24 protein-coding genes are annotated in these 22,187 nt (G+C 61.1%); 17 read left to right on the top strand and 7 right to left on the bottom strand.

Annotated elements, in window-relative coordinates:
• Nucleotides 1-138: 138 nt before the first annotated feature.
• The 3 genes from Q0859_RS03905 to Q0859_RS03895 are packed head-to-tail and all read right to left on the bottom strand — an operon-like array spanning nt 139 to nt 2,486.
• Nucleotides 139-1,218, bottom strand: a complete 1,080-nt coding sequence (locus Q0859_RS03905; protein ID WP_299147744.1) for a methyltetrahydrofolate cobalamin methyltransferase — start codon at nt 1,216-1,218, stop codon at nt 139-141.
• A gap of 15 nt (nt 1,219-1,233) precedes the next feature.
• Nucleotides 1,234-2,160 (bottom strand): methylenetetrahydrofolate reductase, encoded by a 927-nt coding sequence (locus tag Q0859_RS03900; RefSeq protein WP_299147742.1) that lies wholly within the window; start codon nt 2,158-2,160, stop codon nt 1,234-1,236.
• Nucleotides 2,161-2,189: 29 nt separating this feature from the next.
• Entirely contained in the window at nt 2,190-2,486 is a 297-nt protein-coding gene (locus tag Q0859_RS03895) for a virulence factor (protein ID WP_299147740.1), read from the bottom strand.
• A 273-nt stretch (nt 2,487-2,759) separates the two neighbouring features.
• On the opposite strand from Q0859_RS03895, the gene Q0859_RS03890 reads away from it, so the two are divergent.
• Both Q0859_RS03890 and Q0859_RS03885 read left to right on the top strand, forming a co-directional pair.
• A complete protein-coding gene (locus Q0859_RS03890) occupies nt 2,760-3,884 on the top strand; it encodes a Ppx/GppA phosphatase family protein (protein ID WP_299147738.1) in 1,125 nt (374 codons plus the stop codon).
• Between the two features lie 60 nt (nt 3,885-3,944).
• Nucleotides 3,945-4,676: an RlmE family RNA methyltransferase gene (locus tag Q0859_RS03885; protein WP_299147736.1), complete on the top strand. Its 732-nt coding sequence runs from the start codon at nt 3,945-3,947 to the stop codon at nt 4,674-4,676.
• A gap of 24 nt (nt 4,677-4,700) precedes the next feature.
• Here Q0859_RS03885 and Q0859_RS03880 read toward each other — a convergent pair whose 3' ends face one another.
• The 3 genes from Q0859_RS03880 to Q0859_RS03870 all read right to left on the bottom strand — a co-directional run bounded on the left by Q0859_RS03880 (nt 4,701) and on the right by Q0859_RS03870 (nt 6,171).
• Nucleotides 4,701-4,904 carry a hypothetical protein gene (locus Q0859_RS03880; RefSeq protein WP_299147734.1) on the bottom strand — a complete coding sequence of 68 codons (204 nt, stop codon included), beginning with the start codon at nt 4,902-4,904 and terminating at the stop codon, nt 4,701-4,703.
• Nucleotides 4,905-4,934: 30 nt separating this feature from the next.
• Nucleotides 4,935-5,087, bottom strand: coding sequence for a hypothetical protein (locus Q0859_RS03875; RefSeq protein ID WP_299147732.1), 153 nt, complete (start codon nt 5,085-5,087; stop codon nt 4,935-4,937).
• A gap of 79 nt (nt 5,088-5,166) precedes the next feature.
• Nucleotides 5,167-6,171 (bottom strand): GlxA family transcriptional regulator, encoded by a 1,005-nt coding sequence (locus tag Q0859_RS03870; protein ID WP_299147730.1) that lies wholly within the window; start codon nt 6,169-6,171, stop codon nt 5,167-5,169.
• 188 nt (nt 6,172-6,359) lie between these two features.
• Here Q0859_RS03870 and Q0859_RS03865 point away from each other — a divergent pair, with 188 nt between their 5' ends.
• The gene (locus Q0859_RS03865) at nt 6,360-7,733 is read left to right on the top strand and encodes a class II 3-deoxy-7-phosphoheptulonate synthase (protein WP_299147727.1); all 1,374 of its coding nucleotides are present in this window, start codon (nt 6,360-6,362) and stop codon (nt 7,731-7,733) included.
• Nucleotides 7,734-7,808: 75 nt separating this feature from the next.
• Here the strand turns inward: Q0859_RS03865 and Q0859_RS03860 are convergent, their stop codons facing one another.
• Nucleotides 7,809-8,510: a PAS domain-containing protein gene (locus Q0859_RS03860; protein WP_299147726.1), complete on the bottom strand. Its 702-nt coding sequence runs from the start codon at nt 8,508-8,510 to the stop codon at nt 7,809-7,811.
• A 195-nt stretch (nt 8,511-8,705) separates the two neighbouring features.
• Between Q0859_RS03860 and Q0859_RS03855 the strand changes: the two genes are divergently transcribed.
• From Q0859_RS03855 to Q0859_RS03790, 14 genes are all read left to right on the top strand, one after another.
• Nucleotides 8,706-9,620 (top strand): YicC/YloC family endoribonuclease, encoded by a 915-nt coding sequence (locus tag Q0859_RS03855; RefSeq protein WP_299147724.1) that lies wholly within the window; start codon nt 8,706-8,708, stop codon nt 9,618-9,620.
• Nucleotides 9,621-9,624: 4 nt separating this feature from the next.
• On the top strand, nt 9,625-10,272 hold the full coding sequence (gene gmk, locus Q0859_RS03850; protein WP_299147721.1) for a guanylate kinase: 648 nt from the start codon (nt 9,625-9,627) through the stop codon (nt 10,270-10,272).
• On the top strand, nt 10,269-10,796 hold the full coding sequence (locus tag Q0859_RS03845; protein WP_299147720.1) for a gamma carbonic anhydrase family protein: 528 nt from the start codon (nt 10,269-10,271) through the stop codon (nt 10,794-10,796). Before gmk ends, Q0859_RS03845 begins: the two co-directional genes overlap by 4 nt.
• Nucleotides 10,796-11,119, top strand: coding sequence for a hypothetical protein (locus tag Q0859_RS03840; protein WP_299147717.1), 324 nt, complete (start codon nt 10,796-10,798; stop codon nt 11,117-11,119). Before Q0859_RS03845 ends, Q0859_RS03840 begins: the two co-directional genes overlap by 1 nt.
• On the top strand, nt 11,116-12,303 hold the full coding sequence (locus Q0859_RS03835) for an aminotransferase class I/II-fold pyridoxal phosphate-dependent enzyme (RefSeq protein WP_299147714.1): 1,188 nt from the start codon (nt 11,116-11,118) through the stop codon (nt 12,301-12,303). Before Q0859_RS03840 ends, Q0859_RS03835 begins: the two co-directional genes overlap by 4 nt.
• A 14-nt stretch (nt 12,304-12,317) precedes the next feature.
• The gene (locus tag Q0859_RS03830) at nt 12,318-13,370 is read left to right on the top strand and encodes an ATP-binding protein (protein ID WP_299148893.1); all 1,053 of its coding nucleotides are present in this window, start codon (nt 12,318-12,320) and stop codon (nt 13,368-13,370) included.
• 139 nt (nt 13,371-13,509) lie between these two features.
• Nucleotides 13,510-14,550, top strand: a complete 1,041-nt coding sequence (locus Q0859_RS03825) for a substrate-binding domain-containing protein (protein ID WP_299147712.1) — start codon at nt 13,510-13,512, stop codon at nt 14,548-14,550.
• Nucleotides 14,551-14,649: 99 nt separating this feature from the next.
• Entirely contained in the window at nt 14,650-16,113 is a 1,464-nt protein-coding gene (gene pstC / locus Q0859_RS03820) for a phosphate ABC transporter permease subunit PstC (protein WP_299147710.1), read from the top strand.
• Nucleotides 16,113-17,435 (top strand): phosphate ABC transporter permease PstA, encoded by a 1,323-nt coding sequence (pstA, locus tag Q0859_RS03815; protein WP_299147708.1) that lies wholly within the window; start codon nt 16,113-16,115, stop codon nt 17,433-17,435. Before pstC ends, pstA begins: the two co-directional genes overlap by 1 nt.
• An 11-nt stretch (nt 17,436-17,446) precedes the next feature.
• Nucleotides 17,447-18,244 carry a phosphate ABC transporter ATP-binding protein PstB gene (gene pstB / locus Q0859_RS03810; RefSeq protein ID WP_299147706.1) on the top strand — a complete coding sequence of 266 codons (798 nt, stop codon included), beginning with the start codon at nt 17,447-17,449 and terminating at the stop codon, nt 18,242-18,244.
• Between the two features lie 12 nt (nt 18,245-18,256).
• Entirely contained in the window at nt 18,257-18,958 is a 702-nt protein-coding gene (phoU, locus tag Q0859_RS03805) for a phosphate signaling complex protein PhoU (RefSeq protein WP_299147704.1), read from the top strand.
• Nucleotides 18,959-18,970: 12 nt separating this feature from the next.
• On the top strand, nt 18,971-19,660 hold the full coding sequence (gene phoB, locus Q0859_RS03800; RefSeq protein WP_299147702.1) for a phosphate regulon transcriptional regulator PhoB: 690 nt from the start codon (nt 18,971-18,973) through the stop codon (nt 19,658-19,660).
• A 170-nt stretch (nt 19,661-19,830) separates the two neighbouring features.
• A complete protein-coding gene (locus Q0859_RS03795) occupies nt 19,831-21,165 on the top strand; it encodes a UDP-glucose/GDP-mannose dehydrogenase family protein (RefSeq protein ID WP_299147700.1) in 1,335 nt (444 codons plus the stop codon).
• Entirely contained in the window at nt 21,162-22,163 is a 1,002-nt protein-coding gene (locus Q0859_RS03790) for a GDP-mannose 4,6-dehydratase (protein WP_299147699.1), read from the top strand. Before Q0859_RS03795 ends, Q0859_RS03790 begins: the two co-directional genes overlap by 4 nt.
• The last annotated feature ends 24 nt before the right edge of the window (nt 22,164-22,187 follow it).

Raw genomic sequence — 22,187 nt, 5'->3', positions numbered from 1 at the left:
GGTTTCAACAGACCGACCTTTCGCCAAAAACCAAGTCGTCATCGGTGTAGCGGACGCTGTGTTAAGGTGGCGTAAAGCGCACAAAAAAACCCGCGCTCGATCCAAGCGCGGGTTTCAATAATTTTAACTAACGATGACCTAGCCGCGTCGACGACCGCCACTGCGACCCGCCCGGCCGCGTCCTTCCTGACCGGCCTTGGGGGGCATCCGGTTGAACTTGATCCACTCGCCGCCACCCTCGTCATTGTTGGTCAGGAAATTGGCGGCGCGGATCGCTTCCATTTCCTTGCCTGCACGGGGTTTGGTGGAGCCAAGACCGAACATCTGCACCAGTGCCTCATCGTCCATGCCCTCGGGCAGGATAATCCCCGCGGCCTCGATCTCTGCGCGCTTTTCTGCGATCTTGGTGGGGCCAACGGGCAGGGCAACAGGGTTCATAATGGCAGAGGTCATGCCCGCGCCCATCGCCATCGGAAGAAAGGCGTTGTTGATGCCATGGCGGTTGGGCAGGCCAAAGGAGATGTTGGAGGCACCACAGGTCGTATTGACCCCCAATTCTTCACGCAGACGGCGCACAAGGGTGAACACCTGCAAACCCGCCGTGCCCATGGCTCCAATCGGCATCACAAGCGGATCAACGACGATATCATGGGCCGGAATGCCGAAATCGGCAGCGCGTTCCACGATCTTCTTGGCGACGGCAAAGCGCACGTCGGGGTCCTCGGAAATGCCGGTGTCGTCGTTGGAAATTGCGACAACGGGGACGTTGTATTTCTTGACGAGGGGCAGGACCAGATCAAGGCGCTCTTCTTCACCGGTGACGGAGTTGAGCAGGGGGCGCCCCTCGGCGGCAGCCAGACCATTTTCAAGCGCACCGGGGACCGAGCTGTCGATGCAAAGCGGGCAATCGGTGACGGCCTGCACGCGTTCCACCAGCTCTTTCATCAAGGTGGGTTCGACAAAGTTGTTGTCGGCATAGCGCGGGTCTTCGGCCATTTTGTTTGAGAACACGGCCCCTGAGTTGATGTCGAGGATCGTGGCCCCTGCGGCCACCTGCGCAATCGCATCGGCCTCAACGCGAGAGAAATCGCCGCGCTCCAGCTCTTCGTTCAGGACCTTGCGCCCGGTGGGGTTGATCCGCTCTCCAATCACGGCAAAAGGCTGGTCAAAGCCGATCACGGCCGTCTTGGATTTGGATTCGACGATGGTGCGTACCATGAATGGGCAGTCCTTTTAGGCGTTGGCCGGGACCGCGGCGCGGCCCCCGTTTTCGATGGCCCAATGGGCGTTGGTCTTGATGCCGCCAAGGGGGAAGAAATGGACCTGGGCGATGTTGAAACCGGGGTTGGCCGCCTTGTGCGCCGCCAGATCCGAGATCACCTCGGCGGGGGAGAACGGCAACAACAGCTTGGTCACATCCTTGGCCCGCTTTTGCAGCACTTTGAGGGACGGACCGACACCGCAGGCGATGGCGAACTTGATCATGGTCTGCAACTTGGCGGGACCTGCGATGCCGATATGGATGGGCAGGTCGATGCCCGCAGCCTTGAGGCTGTCGGCCCAGGCGATAATCGGCGCCGCCTCAAACGCGAACTGCGTGGCAATCGCCATCTTGGCGTCGGTGCGATTGGCAAAATCCTGTTTCCAGCGCAGCGCCTCGTCAACCATGGCGGTGCCGCCGGTGGGGTCGATATCCTTGTTGCCTTCGGGGTGGCCTGCAACATGCAGGTGCTTGAACCCGGCAGCATCAAAGGCCCCGGTTTCCATCAACTGCATGGAGCTGTGAAAATCACCGTGAGGCTGATCGACGCCACCCGCCAGCAAAAGGGCCTGATCCACATTCGCCTCACCCTGATAGCGAGCAATCCAGTCTTTCAGGGTGGCGGTGTCCTTGATGATGCGGGCCGGGAAGTGGGGCATCACCGGGAAGCCTTCGGCATTGAGGCGCTTGGCAGTGGCCACCATATCCTCGATCGGGGTGCCTTCGATATGGGCGATGTAGACGCGGGTGCCCACAGGCAGAAGCGCGCGGAAATCAGCAACCTTTTCGGCCGTGCGCGGCATCACCTCGATGGAATAGCCGTCCAGAAATGCCTCGACCTCGGGGGACAGGGTGCCGGGCAGGGGGCCGTCGTCTTTCTTGAAGTTCAACAATGCCATGGCGGCACCTTTCGCAGTGAGCGGGTGGGTCAGGCCCAGCCTTCGTTGTCGATCAGCGCCTTGATGCGCGCGGTGTCATATTCGGTGTCCAGACGGGTGGCTTCGGCGTCAGCGACGGCATCAGGCTCGCCCTCCATCGGATAGGGGTCCGCCTTGCGCCACTCAGCCAGATAGGCATCCGCATCCTTGGCGTTCACCTTCATTGCGGCGCGGTCAATGGCCTGTTCAAACCGTTCGGGCAGTTGCCGCTTTGAGCCACGGCGGCCCTTGCCCACAATCACTTGGGCCGGGATGTCGCGCCAGTAGACGATGGTGACGTCAGGCATCTGATTCCTCCTCGGTCGGTTGGTCCTCCATACAAGCCAGATCCCGCTCGTCGCGGGCTGTTTTCGACAAATGCGAAGACGGTTGCGACGCGGGAGTGGGCAGGGGGACCGACCGGGCATGGGTAACGCCGATTGCGCTGCCTGATCAACGTCAAAGGGTTCATAAAGAATATCAGCCCGGCGGGCAGTCTATGTCACAATAGATGAAGCCACTTGCGCGGATTGCGCGTAGCCCATATCGTCAAGACAACTCGATATGAAAGGCGCATCAAGATGGCGCCAAAGCGTCCCCATGGTGCGGGCGCGCAACAAAAGCGGGACAGGCCGCATCTGTCCCAGCCCGTGCCGCGTGCCCCAGGATCGCCCGAGCTTTATGCCGCGCTGGATCTGGGCACGAACAGTTGTCGTATGCTGATCGCCGAGCCGCGAGGCGCGGGGTTTCACGTTGTCGACAGTTTCTCGAAATCGGTGCAGTTGGGGCTGGGGCTTGAACGCTCGGGGCTGTTGTCGCGGGGATCCATGACGCGCACGGTGCAGGCGCTGCGGATCTGTCAGCAAAAGCTGAAACGCCACAACGTCCAGCGCATGCGGCTGGTGGCGACCGAGGCCTGTCGGCGCGCCGCCAATGCCAGGGACTTCATCAACCGGGTGCACCGCGAAACCGGCCTGCGCCTTGATATCATCGAAACCGAGGAAGAGGCGCGGCTGGCCGTGATCTCCTGTGCGCCGCTGGTCAGCCCCAAGACAGAGAACCTGCTGGTGGTTGATATCGGGGGCGGATCGACCGAACTGGTCTGGATTGACCTGTCCCGTGTGCCCGGACCGGACCGCCCCCAAGCGATCATGCGCCTGCATTCCGGCTTCGTGCAGGCGGTGACGAATATTCCCGAGGCGCGCGTGGTCGACTGGATCAGCGTGCCCCTTGGGGTTGCAACCTTGCGCGAACAGTTCAACGATGTTGAGGACGATGCCGCCCGGTTCGCGCTGATGAGCTGGTATTTCGAAGAAAACCTCGCCGATTTCGCCCCCTATCATGACACCGAACTGACCGAGCGATTTCAGATCGTGGGCACGTCCGGAACGGTGACAACCGTCGCGGCCTCGCATCTGGGCCTCAAACGCTATGACCGCACCAAGGTCGATGGGCTGCGTATGACGTCCGAGCAGATTGATGCGGTGATCCGCTCCTACCTGAGCATGGGGCCGGGCGGGCGGCGGGCCGACCCACGCATCGGCTCGGATCGGCATGCGCTAATCATGTCGGGGGCCGCGATCTTGCAGGCGCTCATGCGTTGCTGGCCGACCGACCGGCTTTCGGTGGCGGACCGGGGCCTGCGCGAGGGGCTGCTTTATGCGCAGATGAGCGCGGACGGCGTGCTTGAGGAACAATCGGTCTGACTTGAAGCGGTGCGCGCCCCGGTGTAGGGCGGGTGCCTGATATGCGAAAGGCGGCACATCGTGGGCAAGACCCCGACAGGCAAGAACACATCCGGGCGTGGCCAGCGCGAGTTGAAGGTCAAGGTCAAGAGTGCGCGCGGGCGCAAACTGTCCTCTACCCGCTGGCTGCAACGCCAGTTGAACGACCCCTATGTGAAACGGGCCCAGGCCGAAGGCTATCGCGGCCGTGCCGCTTACAAGATCCTCGAACTGGACGACAAGTTTCGGTTCCTCGTGCCCGGTGCGCGGGTTGTCGACCTTGGGGCTGCTCCGGGGGGGTGGTGTCAGGTGGCTGTCAAACGGGTCAATGCGCTGAGCGAACGCTCGGGCAAGGCCGTTGGCACGATTCTGGGCGTGGATTTGCAGGAAATGGAACCGATTGCGGGGTGCGAGTTGCACCAGCTTGACTTCATGGAAGATGACGCGGACCTCAAGGTCAAGGAATGGCTTGGCGGCAAGGCCGATGTGGTGATGTCGGACATGGCGGCCGCGTCCTCGGGGCACAAACAGACCGACCACTTGCGGATCATTTCGCTGTGCGAGGCGGCGGCCTATTTCGCGTTTGACGTGCTCGAAGATGGCGGCACATTTGTCGCCAAGGTGTTGGCGGGCGGGGCCGAGGGCAGCTTGCAAAAGCTGCTGAAACAGCGGTTTGCCAAGGTGGCGAACGTCAAACCACCTGCATCGCGGTCCGACAGTTCAGAGAAATTTGTGGTTGCGACGGGGTTTCGCGGTGCCGAGGCAGGCACCTGAGTGCATCAGTGACGCAATGGCGCGCTATTGCAGGGTGTGGGCGACGCGCGGACTTGCCTGATGATCCGTTGCGGGGCCAACCTGCCGTGTCGTATTTCGGGCCGCACTGTCATCATGCAACAGGGCAAAGATACGGGCGCGGCCAGCGGGATGCGTGCGGTATGTGGTCATGGCGACATCAAACGGCATGATGCTGAATGTCAGGCTAAGCGCGGCCTCGACAGACATACTATTCAAGCGCCAATTTTAGCGAAACTGTCACGGCTCCAAAGAGCGGAGCGCCTGAATCTTGAGGGTCTTCCAGTCTTCTGCTGCGTTTTGGCGCTGATCGGAAGACGTCGCAGCCTGATGGCCCAATGCGGTTTGACGCATCAACTCGAACAGGCGCATATGGCGGGGCGGGTTGGACATGTTATGGGTCATGGGCACAATCTGTAGCGTGCGTTTCAGACCAATATTGGGTCAGGGCATGGCGATCTTGGGGCAGTCCTCAGATCGACAGGCGCGCGGCATGGGTGCCACGCTCGCGGTAGGGCGTTGTGTTGTAATGCGCGCGGTAGCATTTGGAAAAATGCGACGGGCTGGCAAAACCGCAGGCCAGTGCCACATTGATCACGCTCATATCCGTCTGCATCAGCAGGTTGCGCGCCTTTTGCAGGCGCAACTCCATGTAATACCGCTTGGGTGAGCGGTTCAGATAGCGTCGGAACAGGCGTTCAAGCTGGCGGGTGGACATGCCCACATCCTTGGCCAGAATCGAAGGGCTGATCGGCTCTTCGATGTTTTGTTCCATGATCTGAATGACCTGGCTGAGTTTGGGATGGCGCACACCGATGCGGGTGGGCACTGACAGACGCTGCGTGTCCTGATCGGTGCGGATCGAGGAATAGATCAGCTGATCGGCCACCGCATTGGCCAGATGTTCGTCGTGGTCATCCGCAATCAACTTGAGCATCAGATCGATGGACGAGGTGCCTCCGGCGGTGGTCATCCGCTTTTCGTCCACCACAAAGACCGATTTGGTCAACTCGACCTCTTGGAACTCTTCGGCAAAGCTGTCCTGGTTTTCCCAATGAATGGTGGCGCGTTTGCCGTCCAGCAAACCGGCCTTGGCCAACGTGTAGGCAGCAGTGCACAGACCCGCGACAGGCACGCCTTTGCGCGCTTCACGACGCAACCAGCCAAGCACGCGCTTGGTGGTGGCCTCTTGGACGTGGATGCCCGAGCATATCATGATCACATCATCGCGTCCGATCTCGTCCAGATCACCATCCAGCGTGAACCCGGTCCCGGAAGAGGAATAGGCGACATCCCCCCCCTCACCAATGGTGCGCCAGGTGTAAAGCTCGCGCTCGGCCATACGGTTGGCGATGCGCAGGCTTTCAAGGGCTGCGGCGAAACTCAGCAATGTGAAATTCTCAAGCAGGACAAAGACAAAATGCTTTGGCTTATCGATCTCTTGGGGGATCTGTGTGGCCGGGCGCGGGTTCGACATCGCGGCAATGTTCCTGATGTTAACGGGCCACCTGTCACGATGACCTTCTGTTTTCAGCCTGACGCGGAGCATGACCACGCGCCAAACCCTACGTCAAGAGGGCGTATTTGTGATATGGTCACGGGTCCACGCCTTTTGTATAGAGAGGCCGCGATGATGAGATCGCTAACATTTTGCGGAGAGAGACGATGAGCAATTGGACAAAATCTGACTGGCGCGCCAAGCCCCGGATCCAGATGCCCGATTATACCGATGCTGCGGCCCTGAACGCGGTCGAGGCGCAGCTCTCCAAGTATCCACCGCTGGTTTTTGCGGGTGAAGCGCGGCGGCTGAAAAAGCATCTCGCGGATGCCTCGCGAGGTGATGCGTTCTTGTTGCAGGGCGGTGATTGCGCCGAGGCGTTTGACCAGTTCAGCGCCGACAGTATCCGGGACACATTCAAGGTGATGCTGCAAATGGCGATGGTGCTGACCTATGGTGCCAAGGTGCCCGTGATCAAGCTGGGCCGCATGGCCGGTCAGTTCGCCAAACCCCGCTCGGCCCCGACCGAAACGATCAACGGTGTGGAATTGCCCAGCTATCGCGGCGACATCATCAACGAACTCGCCTTCACGCCCGAGGCCCGTATCCCGGACCCGGCCAAGATGTTACAGGCCTACACCCAAGCGGCCGCCACGCTGAACCTGCTGCGCGCCTTTTCGACAGGTGGTTTTGCAGACATGAACATGGTCCATTCCTGGACCCTCGGCTTTGCCGATGGTGCTGAGACCAACCGTTACAGCGAAATCGCCGCGCGCATTCAGGACACTATCGATTTCATGGCCGCAGCGGGCATTGATGCGGACACGACGCACGAATTTTCAACCGTCGAGTTCTATACCAGCCACGAATCCCTTCTGCTCGAATACGAAGAGGCGCTGACCCGTATCGATTCGACCACGGGCAAGTGGCTTGCAGGCTCGGGTCACATGATCTGGATCGGCGACCGGACCCGTCAGCCTGACGGTGCCCATGTGGAGTTTGCCAGCGGCGTGCAGAACCCGATCGGCCTGAAGTGTGGGCCGACCATGACGTCGGATGACCTCAAGGCGCTGATGGCCAAACTGAACCCTGAAAACGAGGCGGGCCGTTTGACCCTGATTGCACGTTTCGGGGCAGGGTCCGTGGGAGAACATCTGCCCCGCCTCATCAACACCGTCCGCGAAGAAGGCGCAAACGTGGTCTGGGTGTGCGACGCGATGCACGGCAACACGATCAAGTCGTCCACCGGCTACAAGACACGGCCCTTCGACAGCGTTCTGCGCGAAGTGCGCGAGTTCTTCGGGGTGCATGCAGCCGAGGGCACCATCCCCGGTGGCGTGCATTTCGAGATGACGGGTCAGGACGTAACCGAATGCACTGGTGGCGTACGCGCAGTGACGGATGAGGACCTGAGCGACCGTTACCACACGGCCTGCGATCCCCGTCTGAACGCATCGCAATCGCTGGAACTGGCATTCCTTGTGGCCGAGGAGTTGTCCAACCTGCGCAGCACACGTGGCAAGGCCCGCGCGGCCAGCTAAGTTGGCGTGTAGACATGACACAAGGGCCGCCCGACGGGTTTGTCGGGCGGCCCTTTTTCGTTCGATATCTGGCGCTTAGTCGTCGCTCTTCACAACGCGCAAATAGGGCACATCCGGGCGCGGTGTATGCGATTTGAAGGTTGCTGCCGATTCTGCCAACCCATCCACATATCCGGCCCGTTGCTGTACGGTCTGCGGGGCGGACTTGGGCGGGGCGGGCACCGTCGATGGGGCCGAAATGGGTCGGATTTTCGCACCCACCACATTAAAACGGCGCGGCGTGTGACCAACCTCTCCCTGCGCAATCATGCAGCCCAATACGCGGCTGACATCGCCAAGGTCACTTTTGAGGGGCAACAGCAGCATGCGCGCATCCAGATGGGGCTTGGTTGCGCTGGTTTCAGCGTTCATGCGCAACTCGCACACGGCGGGCCGCTGGCACACATCTTCGAGTACATCATTGATCTGACGGCGGCAGGGGGGCGTGATCAACGAGGTCAACGGCATGCCGCGCACCTCCATGCCCATCAAGTCGCTCAGGTGGCTGCCTGCGATGCGGATACGGGCCATGCCTGGCGCGATCCGTTCCAGAATGAACGTATATTCCAGCGCCGTTTCGATGCCACGCGGATCGATCTCGGATCGCCTTGGCATGAGGCGGGCACCGCGCAAACCTTCCCAATAGGCCTCGACCTGGGAAAGAGCGGAATATCCAACTTCTGCGCGAAACTCTGTCATAGCCACGATAGTGTGCGGGTTCAGGTCTGATTTGTCCATCGCTTGCGTCTCTCACTCGTTATTCAACCCGATCAGGGCCGTCTGGATCGTCAACTTGGTGACAGATGTATCAATTTTGCAGCGGATTTCGCCCAATATCCTAACAATTGGTTAACCTTCGGGGGCCATGGCAGGGCGGGCAGCCGTGCAGGCTTTGGCTTGCTTGGGTGCGGCGTTGGGCCTAAACGCATGGGCATGAGCGACAAAACCACTCCGACCCCGTTGCGTTCGATGACCGGCTTTGCGGCTGGCACGGGTGCGATGGATCCGTTCCGCTGGTCCTGGGACATCCGATGTGTGAACGGCAAGGGGCTGGATGTGCGCCTGCGCGTGCCTGACTGGATCGACGGGCTTGAGGCCGCGGCCCGCCCGATGGTTGCCGCCCAAGCGCACCGGGGCAATGTGACCCTGTCGTTGCGAGTGACCCGTGACGATGCGGTGGCCGTCGTGGCGTTGAACACTGCCCAGATGAAGGCGATGGTGCAGGCCCTGCTTGAGATCGAGGCCGAGGCGATGGAACAGGGCCTGTCCCTGGCCCCGTCGCGGGCCAGTGACATCGCAGCCATGCGCGGCGTCATCGAACAAAAAGCCGCTCAGGATGATCCCGCCCCCTTGCGCGCCGCGCTGCTTGCTGATCTGCCCGCGCTACTTGAGGCGTTTGACACCATGCGCACCGCCGAAGGGGCAGCCCTGACCGAGGTGCTTATCGCCCAACTGGCCCAGATCGCGACCCTGACAGACGAAGCCGCCGCACTGGCCGAGGCGCGCAAGCCCGAGGTCGCGGACACGCTCAACCGCAACCTCGCGCGTGTGTTGACGAACGCAGATGCCGCAGACCCGGACCGGGTCGCGCAGGAACTCGCTCTGCTGGCCGTCAAGGCCGATGTGACCGAAGAGATCGACCGCCTGCACGCCCATGTGCATGCCGCGCACGAGTTGATCGGGCAGGGCGGGGCCGTGGGCCGCAAGCTCGACTTCCTGATGCAGGAGTTCAACCGCGAGGCCAACACATTGTGTTCCAAGGCGCAAAATGCCGAGTTGACCCGCGTCGGCCTCGCCCTCAAGGCGCTGATCGACCAGATGCGCGAACAAGTTCAGAACGTGGAATAACAAAATGAGCGCCTCACATCGTCGTGGCCTTTTGATCATCCTGTCTTCGCCTTCAGGCGCTGGCAAAAGCACTCTGGCGGGCCGCTTGCGCCAATGGGACAATGATCTGGCTTTTTCCGTGTCGGCAACCACCCGCGCGCCACGCCCGGGCGAGGTGGACGGCGAACACTACCGCTTTATCCCGGAGGCCACGTTCAAGGCCCAGGTCGCGGATGGCGAAATGCTGGAACATGCGCATGTGTTTGGCAATTTCTACGGCTCGCCCAAGGGGCCGGTGTCGCAAGCCATCGAAAGCGGCTGCGACGTGCTGTTTGACATCGACTGGCAGGGGGCCCAGCAAATCCGCAATTCGGATCTGGGCCAGCACACCCTATCGATCTTTATCCTGCCGCCCTCCATCACCGAACTACACCGCCGTCTGGTCAACCGCGCCCAGGACAGCCCCGAGGTGATCGACAAGCGGATGCGCAAAAGCTGGGACGAGATTAGCCGATGGGACAGCTATGATTATGTGCTTGTAAATGATGATCTTGATGAGACAGAGGCCCAGCTCAAGACCATCATCAGCGCCACTCGCCTGCGCCGTGAACAGCAACCGCAACTCAACGAACACGTGCGCGCCTTGCAAACTCAATTCGAGGAGTTGACATGACCCTTTATGCCTTGGGTGATCACCGCCCTCAGATTGCAGCTGACACCTGGGTCGCCCCTGATGCCAACCTGATCGGTCAGGTCGTGCTGGAAGAGGCCGCAAGCGTCTGGTTCGGCTGCACAATCCGCGCCGATCACGAGGAAATCCGCATTGGGGCGGGCAGCAACGTGCAGGAAAACTGCGTGATGCACATTGATCTCGGCTTTCCCCTGACCATCGGTGCGGGCTGCACCATCGGGCACAAGGTCATGCTGCACGGCTGCACCATCGGCGACAATTCCCTGATCGGGATGGGGGCCACGGTGCTGAACGGCGCCAGGATCGGCAATAACTGCCTGATCGGGGCGGGCGCGCTGATCACTGAAGGCAAGAAGATCCCCGATGGGTCGCTTGTGATGGGCGTGCCGGGTAAAGTGGTGCGTCAACTGGACGAGCAGACCATTCAATCCTTGCGCGCCTCGGCCCTGCATTATCAGGACAACATGCGTCGCTTTCGCGATGAGATGACCGAGGTGGACAGCTGATGCCCCATTGCGAGCTGCATTATTCCAATGACTTGGACATCGACGTTGATGTGATCTTGGCCGAGGTTGAGGCGATCATTCTGGCCCATGACGCCGGATCGGGCCAGACCAAGGGGCGCGCCTATCCCGCTCCGTATTTCCGCCACACCAACTTCAAGGCCAGCCTGTCGCTGCTGCCCAAACCCCACCGGGATGCGCAGTTCGTGGCCGCCCTGCAACGCGATGTGGTTGCGGCCATCGCCAAACACCTGCCGCGCCCGTGCTGGATGAGCATCGATATCGGGTTTTCCGGCACCGGCTATCACACGGAGTTTCTGGAATGACCAAGAACGACCGCGGCTCGCTGGTACGCCCCGCGCCCTTGCCCGAAAGCGCATCGCGCCCGGTTGTGACACCACTGTCACCGTCCGTCGTCTATGCCTCGGACACGCCCGATATGCTGGATGCGCAATACGAGGGCGATCTGCACGGCTACACCTACAGCCGGGAAGGGCACCCCAACGCGGATGTGGTTGCCCAAGCCATCGACCGGATGGAGGGTGCCCCGCATATGGGCGTTCTGTGTTCATCGGGCATGGGCGCTGTATCTGCGGTGCTGCTCGGGTTGACAAAGGCCGGGGATCACGTGATCGGGGGCAACCAGCTTTATGGGCGTTCGCTGCGGATAATGTCCGAAGACTTGCCGCGCCTCGGCATCGAGACCTCAATGGTGGACCCCGGTGATGTGGACGCGGTGCGCGCCGCGATCCGCCCCGAGACCCGGATTATTCTGGTCGAGGTCGTGTCGAACCCCACCTTGCGCGTCGCCGATATTCTGGGCCTGTCGGCGCTGGCGCGCGAAACCGGTGTGCTGTTGGTGGTGGACAACACCTTCACCACCCCGCGCGCCTTCAAGGCGTTCGATCATGGAGCCGATATCGTGATCCACTCCATCACCAAGCTGCTGGCGGGGCATTCGGATGTGATGCTGGGCTATGTGGCGGCGCGCGATCAGGCGATCAATGATCGCTTGCGCGTGTTCACAGTGACGGCGGGCATGACGCCCAGCCCGTTTGACTGCTGGCTGGCCGAGCGGGGAATGCTGAGTTTCGAGCTGCGCTATGACCGGGCGCAATCGACGGCGATGCGGCTGGCGGACCATTTGGGCACATTGCCCGGCGTCAAGCGCGTGATTTATCCCGCGCGCCACGATCACCCAGATCATGCACGGGCCGAGGCACTGCTCAAGGGCCAGTATTGCAACATGGTCAGTTTTGAAATCGACGGGGATCGCGCCGCGGCGAATGGGCTGGCGCGCGGGGCCGAGGGTCTCAGTTTTGCGCCAACCCTGGGCGATGTGGGCACGACGCTCTCGCACCCTGCATCCTCGTCCCACCGCGCGCTTACGCCCGAAAGACGCGCCGAACTGGGCATGTCCGAAGGGTTCTTCCGCGTCTCGGTCGGCCTTGAAGACCCGGACGCACTGTGCGCCGTGTTTACCGCCGCCGTGCAGGCCGCGACGGCCTGACGGGGGCCGGGGCGATGGGTGATGATATGTTGGAGGCGCTGTTGAATGCCTTCCCGTTGCCCGCCCTTGCCATCGATGCCTCCGAACGCATTGTCGCCGCCAATGCCGAGGCGCTGACCCTGATCGGACAACAGGCGCGGGGGCGCAATTACGTCACCATGCTGCGCCAGCCTGCAATGCTGGATGCGATCGAGGCGACCTTGCAGGACGGGCGGGCACGCACCACGCGTTACTTGGGCAATGACGGCGCGCAGGACACCACGTTCCGGGTCAGCGTGCGGGCCGTACCAGAGGTGCGCGCGCGCGGGGCAGGGGTCGCGTTGCTGAGTTTCGAGGACATCACCCATGTGGAACAGACCAGCCAGATGCGGCGGGATTTCGTGGCCAATGCGAGCCATGAATTGCGCACACCGCTGACGGCGCTGATGGGCTTTATCGAAACCTTGCGGGGGCCTGCGCGCAATGACTCTGCCGCCGCCGAACGGTTTCTCGACATCATGCAGGACGAGGCGGCGCGGATGAACCGGCTGGTGGGCGACCTCATGTCGCTGAATCGGGTAGAGGGGGACGAACGGGTGCGGCCCACCGAAACGGTGGTGGTAAACGACGTGCTCGACTCGACCTTGCGTACGTTGCACACCTTGGCGGACGAAGCGAAGGTGGCGCTTGAATCCGATTTTGGCGACACCGATGTGCAGATGAACGGTGATGCGGATCAACTTAAGCAGGTGTTCACCAACCTCATTGAAAACGCGATCAAATATGGCGGGGCGGGCGGGCGCGTGACAGTGCGCATGATGCAAAGCACGCGCGAACCGGCCCTGCGGGCACCGGGCGTGCGGGTGCAGATTATCGACTACGGCCCTGGCATCGACCCACAGCATTTGCCGCGCCTGACCGAACGGTTCTACCGGGTGGACGATCATCGCAGCCGCGCGCTTGGGGGCACGGGGCTGGGCCTTGCCATCGTCAAACATATCATCAACCGCCATCGCGGACGGCTGCGGGTCGAAAGCGATCTGGGGCAGGGCGCGACCTTTACCGTGATCCTGCCCGTGCTCGAATAAGATGGAGCTGACGTCTGGGTAATTCGGGCACTGTCATAAAACTGTTACGTCGCTGTCACAAAAGCATTGCGCGGGCTGCCTAGACGGACGCCAAGGTCCTCATGGGGGGGATCATCGAAATGCCAGACAGGAGACATTTATGTCCTTTGTAAAACTCACGACCTCGACACTTGCCATCACCGCCTTTGCGGCCACCGCCGGGGTCGCACGCGATCAGGTGCAGATTGCAGGGTCGTCCACCGTGCTGCCCTATGCGTCTATCGTCGCCGAAGCCTTTGGCGAAAACTTTGACTTTCCGACGCCGGTTGTGGAATCGGGGGGGTCGTCCTCGGGCCTCAAACGGTTCTGCGAAGGTGTGGGCGAAAACACCATCGACATCGCGAATGCCTCCCGCGCGATCCGCGAAAAGGAAACTGCGGCCTGCGCCGAGGCGGGTGTGAGTGACATCATCGAAGTGCGCATTGGCTATGACGGGATCGTCTTTGCCAGCCAGATCAACGGGCCGGCCTACACCGCCTTCCAACCTGCCGACATCTTCAACGCGCTTGGGTCGCAAGTGCTGGTCGATGGCGCAATCGTGGACAACCCGCACCAGCAATGGGCCGACTTCAACGCCGACCTGCCTGCCGCTGACATCGTCGCCTTCATTCCCGGCACGAAGCACGGCACACGCGAAGTGTTCGAAGACAAAGTGCTACTTGAGGGCTGCGAAGCCACCGGTGCCATGGCTGCCATGATCGAGGCCGGCCTGTCCGAAGATGACGCCGAAGACGCCTGCATCGACGTCCGCCAGGACGGCAAGTCAGTCGACATCGACGGTGACTATACCGAAACGCTTGCCCGCATCGACGCCAACCCAGATGGCATCGGCATCTTTGGCCTGTCCTTCTACGAGAACAATACCGACAAGCTGAAAGTGGCGACCATGGGCGGCGTGTCCCCCTCGACCGAGACGATCTCGACCGGGGAATACCCCGTCTCGCGCCCTTTGTTCTTCTACGTGAAAAAAGCGCATATCGGCGTAATCCCCGGCCTCAAGGAGTTCGCCTCGTTCTTTGTTGCGGATGAGGTGGCTGGCCCCGATGGCCCATTGGCGGCTTACGGTCTGGTGTCCGATCCTGAACTGTCGGCGACCCAAGACGATGTGGCCAACGAAGCGGTGATGAACGGAGGCAGCTAAACGCCTCTTTACAAGACGGGGGATGGCGGCATACGCCCTCCCCGAACACGCCCCATCTGCCGGGGTTTCCTGCCACTTTCCGTCTGGATCGGAGCCGACATGCCTTTCACATGGCTCGTTCTTATCATCCTTGCCATTGCGGGCTTGGGTTACGTGTTGGGGCGCCAGCGGGCGTTGGCCAGTGCCGGTGGTGACAGCCGCGGCTTGCATTCCCTGCCCAGTTATTACGGGGCCCATGTGGCAATGTGGGCGATTGTGCCTGCCGCCGCCCTTTTGGTCGTATGGTTGCTGGCCCAGCCCTATCTTGTGAACTCCCGCGTGCTGGCGACATTGCCGGACATGGCTGCGTCGGATGCCGGGTCGCTCAGTTTGGTGATGAGCGATATTCGCCGCGTCGCAGACGGGCTTGATCTGGCGGTACGCAACGGGGAGATGACCGCGCCCGAAGCCGCAGCCATCACGACCGACGTGCGCGAGCGGTTGGGCGAGATGGGGATCGCACTTGGGTCCCAGGTCAGCCCTCAGGTCCTTGAAGGGGCACAAGAATACCGTAGCCTCAATGCGACGGGCAATATGGCCATGAGCCTCCTTGCCCTGCTGATCGCGGCTGCGGGTGCGGCCTATGCGTTTCGCCAGTCCCACGCGCAGTTCCGGGCGCGCAATGTGGTGGAACGGGGCATTCTGGCGCTGCTGATGTTTGCCGCCTCTGTCGCGATCCTGACGACCGTGGGGATCGTGTTTGCGCTGCTGTTCAACACCATCGAGTTCTTCAAACTCTATCCTGCCGCCGACTTTTTCCTTGGCACCAACTGGGCCCCCAGCTTTTCCGGGCGTGGTGGTGCATCCGACCTTGGGGTGCTGCCGCTGCTGTGGGGGACGTTCTATATTTCGATCATCGCCTTGCTGGTGGCGGTGCCGGTCGGGCTGTTCTCGGCCATCTATCTGTCCGAATACGCCACACCGCGTGTGCGCAGCATCGCCAAGCCGCTGATCGAAATCCTCGCCGGTATCCCGACAATCGTCTATGGGCTGTTTGCCCTGCTGACGGTCGGGCCGATCCTTGTGTCGATGTTCGGCCAGAATACGGTGGGCTGGATGGCAGGCGGGACGGCGGTGATGACGGCGGGGTTGGTGATGGGGATCATGCTGATCCCGTTTGTGTCCTCGCTGTCAGACGATATCATCAACGCGGTGCCGCAATCATTGCGGGATGGCTCATATGGGCTGGGTGCCACGCAGTCGGAAACCATCCGCCAGGTGATCCTGCCCGCCGCCTTGCCGGGCATCGTGGGGGCGATCCTGCTTGCCGCCAGCCGCGCCATTGGCGAGACAATGATCGTGGTGTTGGGGGCAGGGGCCGCCGCGCGCCTGTCGATGAACCCCTTTGATGCGATGACAACCATCACGGCCAAGATCGTGAGCCAGCTGACCGGGGATGCTGACTTTGCCTCACCCGAGGCGCTGGTGGCCTTCGCGCTTGGCATGACGCTGTTCGTGCTGACGCTCGGCCTCAACGTCTTCGCCCTTTATATCGTGCGCAAATATCGGGAGCAGTACGACTGATGACTGACGCAAGCCTGGACAGCGGCGCGCCCCGGAAGGGCCTGACCGTCACTGACGCCCGCACCCGCAAACGCAATGCTGCCGAGCGCCGCTTCCGCGCCTATGGGATCGTCGCGATCAGCATTGGCCTTTTGTTCCTGCTGTTTCTGTTCGGATCCATCCTGCGTTCGGGCCTTCCTGCCTTCACGCAGACCGTGGTGGACGTTGAATTCACCCTCAGCCAGGCGGCCATTGACGAGGCCGAGAGCAAGATGCTCAAGACCAAGGCGTACGAGAATTTCTTTATTGCCGCCCTTGAGGGGCAGTTGAATGCACGGGGGCTCGCGGTCGATTTCGATGCCAAGGCAATCGAGCGGCTGGTGGGTAAACCCGGCGGGACGATCCGCGAGTTTTTCAAGGAAAACCCGGACCGGATCGGCACGCCTGTCAGCTTCGAACTTGCTGCATCCTCGCGCGTAGATGGGTACCTGAACGGGCGGATCACACGCGGCACGCTGGTCGACAGCCGGTTCCTGATGGCCGCGGATCTTGATCTGGTGGACGCACTGGAAGAGGCGGGGATCATCAAGGGTGCGTTCAACTGGAATTTCATCACCGGGACGGATTCAGGCGTGGACAATCCGGGCGGTGCAGGCCTTGGGGCCTCGGTCATCGGGTCGTTCTTTATGATGCTGGTGGTGCTGTTCCTGTCGTTGCCCATCGGGGTCGCTGCCTCCATCTATCTTGAGGAATTCGCCCCCAAGAACCGCTGGACCGACCTGATCGAGGTCAACATCTCGAACCTCGCTGCCGTACCCTCGATCGTGTTCGGTATTCTGGGTCTGGCCGTGTTCATCCAGTTCGCCGGGCTGCCGCAATCCGCGCCCCTCGTTGGGGGCCTCGTGCTGACGCTGATGACGCTGCCCACGATCATCATCTCGACGCGCGCCTCGTTGAATGCGGTGCCCCAATCGATCCGGGATGCCGCACTGGGGGTCGGGGCCAGCAAGATGCAGTCGGTGTTCCACCATGTGCTGCCGCTTGCGATGCCGGGCATCCTGACGGGCACGATCATCGGACTGGCGCAGGCACTTGGGGAAACCGCCCCGCTGCTCCTGATCGGCATGGTCGGCTTTGTGGCGCGGGAGTATCCCGAAGGGTTCCTGGCCGGGTTTACGGACGCCAACTCGGCCATGCCTGCCCAGATCTACACCTGGGCCAGCCGCGCCGATCCGGGGTTTTACGAAAAGGCCTGGGGTGGCATCATCATCCTGCTGGCCTTCCTGATTACGATGAACACCATCGCCGTGATCCTGCGGCGTCGCTTTGAACGTCGCTGGTAGGGGTCAAGCCGATGAGAGATATGAGAATTGTGGAGAGAGACGTGGACACAAACGACGTCAAGATCGCGGCCAGAAACGTGCAGGTCCACTATGGCGACAACCACGCCATCAAGGACGTGGACGTGGATATCGAAGACAAGACCGTGACTGCGTTCATCGGCCCATCAGGCTGTGGCAAGTCCACTTTCTTGCGTTGTATCAACAGGATGAACGACACAATTGAAGTGTGCCGCGTGCAAGGCGATATCCTGATTGACGGCGAGGACATCTACGACCCCAAAGTGGACCCCGTCCAGCTGCGGGCCAAAGTGGGCATGGTGTTTCAAAAACCCAACCCGTTCCCCAAATCGATCTATGACAATGTGGCCTACGGGCCGCGTATTCACGGATTGGCGAAGAACAAAGGCGATCTCGATGATATCGTTGAGAAATCCTTGCGCCGTGCCGCCATCTGGGACGAGGTCAAAGACCGCCTGAGTGCCCCCGGCACGGGTCTGTCGGGCGGACAGCAACAGCGTCTGTGCATCGCACGCGCCGTAGCCACCGAACCCGAAGTGCTGCTGATGGACGAACCCTGTTCGGCGCTCGATCCCATCGCCACGGCGCAAGTCGAGGAATTGATTGATGAGCTGCGCACCAACTATTCCGTGGTGATCGTCACCCACTCCATGCAGCAGGCCGCGCGCGTCAGCCAAAAGACCGCGTTCTTCCATCTCGGCAACCTCGTGGAATACGGTGAAACCGGGCAGATATTTACCAACCCGGTCGATCCGCGCACCGAAAGCTACATCACTGGCCGCATCGGCTAAGGAGAGCACGCTATGAACGATCTACATATTGCATCCGCCTTTGACCGCGATCTTGAGGCGATTCAGGCCCAGATTATGAAAATGGGCGGGCTGGTTGAAAACGCCATCCTTGAGGCCGCCATCAGCCTTGAAAGCCGCGATGAGGAACGGGCTGAAACCGTGCGCAAGGCCGACAAGGCCATCGACGCGCTTGAGGAGGCAATCAACGAAGAGGCCGCCCGCGTCATCGCCCTGCGCGCACCCACGGCGATCGACCTACGCCTTGTGCTGTCGGTGATGAAGGTGAGCGCCAACCTCGAACGTATTGGCGACTATGCGAAAAACATGGCCAAGCGCACGGGGGTTCTGTCGCAGATGGCACCCGTGAACGACAGTGCCGCCGCGCTGCGCCGCATGGCCAAAGAGGTCAACCGGATGCTCAAGGACGCGCTGGACGCTTACGTGGCGCGCGACGCGGAACTGGCGCAGGATGTGATCGACCGCGACGCCGAAGTCGACCAGATGTACAACGCCCTGTTCCGTGAATTCCTCACATTTATGATGGAGGACCCGCGCAACATCACGGCCTGCATGCACCTGCATTTCATCGCCAAGAACGTGGAGCGGATGGGCGACCACGTGACCTCGATTGCCGAACAGGTGGTCTATCTGGTCACCGGCACGACTCCCGACGATCCGCGCCAGAAGGCCGATAAAACCTCGCTTTCCCTCTAGGAGAACACGCACATGTCTGCCGGTCAGCCCCGCGTTCTGGTTGTCGAAGACGAGCCCGCACAGCGTGAAGTGCTGGCCTACAACCTTGAGGCCGAAGGCTTTGCCGTCAGCCGTGCCCAAAACGGCGAAGAGGCGCTGTTGCTCGTGGATGAGGACGTGCCCGACATCATCGTGCTGGACTGGATGATGCCGAACCTGTCGGGCATCGAAGTGTGCCGCCGCCTCAAGATCAGGCCGGAGACACGCAGCATTCCGGTCATCATGCTCTCGGCCCGCTCCGAAGAGGTGGACAAGGTGCGCGGGCTTGAAACGGGTGCGGATGACTATGTGGTCAAACCCTATTCCGTGATCGAACTGATGGCGCGCGTGCGCAGCCAATTGCGCCGCGTGCGCCCCTCGACCGTGGGGCAGCGGCTGGAATATGACGACATCGTGCTGGACTCCGAAAGCCACAAAGTCACGCGCGGCCCCCAAGAGTTGAAGCTGGGGCCAACCGAATTCCGCCTGTTGAGCACCTTCATGGAAAAACCCGGCCGGGTCTGGAGCCGCGAGCAATTGCTCGATCGGGTCTGGGGGCGTGACATCTATGTCGATACGCGCACGGTGGACGTCCATATCGGGCGGCTGCGCAAGGCGTTGACCCATCACGGGGGCGGCGATCCGGTGCGTACCGTGCGCGGTGCGGGCTACGCCTTGGGCTAAGGCCCTGCGCGCGTTTCAGCCTCAAACCGCATTTTTTGAAATAAGTGCGGCGCGAAACACTGGCGAAACCGCTGATACCACTGTATAAACATGTGCATTAGCACTAATGTTTTTTTACAACTGAATATCATTTTACGATAAAGACGGCGACTGGCCAGAAGGGCATTCCCATGAAAATTGCGGTAATCGGCACGGGCTATGTTGGCCTTGTGTCGGGTGTCTGTTTCTCCGATTTTGGACACACGGTGACTTGTGTCGACAAAGATGCGACCAAAATCGACATGTTGCTGCGCGGCGAGGTTCCGATCTATGAACCCGGTCTTGAGGCACTGATGGTACGCAATGTCGAGGCCGGGCGGCTGAGTTTCACCACCGACCTTGCCAGCGCGATTGACGGGGCCGGGGCTGTGTTTATCGCTGTGGGCACGCCCACGCGGCGCGGCGATGGGCATGCGGATTTGACCTATGTGATGGCCGCCGCCGAGGAGATCGCAAGGCTCGCCCGGACCTATGTGGTGATCGTGACCAAATCGACCGTGCCCGTGGGCACCAACCGGCAGGTCGAGGAGGTCGTGCGCGCCGCCAATCCGTCCCTCGATTTTGACGTGGCCAGCAACCCTGAATTTCTGCGCGAAGGGGCAGCCATAGATGACTTTATGAAGCCGGACCGCGTTGTGGTCGGGGTGCAGACCGACCGCGCCGCCGATGTCATGGCCGAGATCTATCGCCCCCTCTATTTGCGCGACTTCCCCATCGTCACCACGGATCTGGAAAGTGCGGAGATGATCAAATATGCCGCCAACGCGTTTCTGGCGACCAAGATCACCTTCATCAACGAGATCGCGATGCTGTGCGAACGCACGGGTGCCGACATCAAGCAGGTCTCGCAAGGGATGGGGCTGGATGGGCGGATCGGCAACAAGTTCCTGCATGCCGGGCCGGGCTATGGTGGGTCCTGCTTTCCCAAGGACACCCGCGCGCTGGCCCGCATCGGTCAGGAACACGCCGTGCCGATGCAGATCACCGAGACGGTCATCAAGGTCAACGAGGAGATCAAGCGTCGGATGATCGACAAGATCTTTGCGCTGTGCGGGGATCGGCTGGCGGGCAAGACCGTGGCGGTTCTGGGGGTCACCTTCAAACCCAACACCGACGACATGCGCGACGCACCGTCGCTGACCATCGTGCCTGCACTGATCGGGGCAGGGGCCAAGGTCCGCGTCACCGACCCGCAGGGACGTCACGAGGGCGAAGGCTTGTTGCCCGGTGTTGATTGGGTCGAGGATGCCTATGAAGCGTGCGAGAACGCCGATCTCGTCGTCACGCTCACCGAATGGAACGAATTTCGCGCTCTGGACCTCAAACGCCTCGCGCGCAGCATGGCCACGCCGCATATGGCCGATTTGCGCAATATCTACGCCGCACAAGATGCTGAAAAGGCGGGCTTTGCAGCCTATGACAGTATCGGGCGTGTCGCCTGGCAGAAAGAGGAGACCGCGCAATGACCAAGGTTCTGGTAACAGGCTCGGCGGGGTTCATCGGCTATCATCTGTGCAAGCGGTTGCTGGAGGACGGCTGCGAGGTCGTCGGTTTTGATGCGCTGACTGATTACTATGATGTGACGCTCAAAGAGCGGCGCCAGCAGATGCTGCAGCAATCACCACAGTTTCGCGTGGTGAATGAACGGCTGGAAACCGATGGCGCGCTGCACGATCTGGTGATTGCCGAGAAACCGGACGTGATTGTCCACCTCGCCGCGCAGGCAGGCGTGCGTTATTCCATCGACAACCCGCGATCCTATGTGGATGCCAATATCATCGGCACCTACAACCTGCTTGAGGCGGTGCGCGCCACGCCCTGCGCGCATCTGCTGATGGCGTCAACGTCGTCGATTTACGGGGCCAATGCCGACATGCCTTATGCCGAGACGCACAAGGCCGACACGCAGATGTCGTTCTATGCGGCCACGAAAAAGGCGAATGAGGCGATGGCCCATTCCTATGCGCATCTTTATCACATGCCGGTCACGATGTTCCGGTTCTTTACCGTGTATGGGCCATGGGGGCGCCCGGACATGGCGCTGTTCAAGTTCACCCGCGCGATCCTGCAAGGGGACCCCATCGACGTCTACAATCACGGCAATATGGAGCGGGACTTTACCTATGTCACCGACCTTGTGAACGCGATCCGGCTGTTGATGGATGTCCCGCCAGAACGTGACGCACCCGTGGGCCAAAGCGACAGTCTGTCCCCGGTGGCCCCTTATCGTATCGTGAACATCGGCAATGGGGCACCTGTGCGATTGCTCGACTTTATCGAAGCGATCGAGACCTCTTTGGGCCGCAAGGCCACGCGAAACATGATGGATATGCAACCCGGCGACGTGCCCGCCACATGGGCGGATGAGACGCTGTTATCCGAGCTGACCGGGTACACGCCGCAAACGTCGGTGCCCGATGGCGTGGCCGCTTTCGTTGACTGGTACAGAGATTATTATTCTTAAACAGATGCCTGCGCCGCAATTTTA

This window comes from uncultured Tateyamaria sp. (genome assembly GCF_947497045.1).
Taxonomy (GTDB): domain Bacteria; phylum Pseudomonadota; class Alphaproteobacteria; order Rhodobacterales; family Rhodobacteraceae; genus Tateyamaria.
Note: the sequence above shows the minus strand (reverse complement) of the source record. Positions and strands in the feature narration are given on the sequence as shown.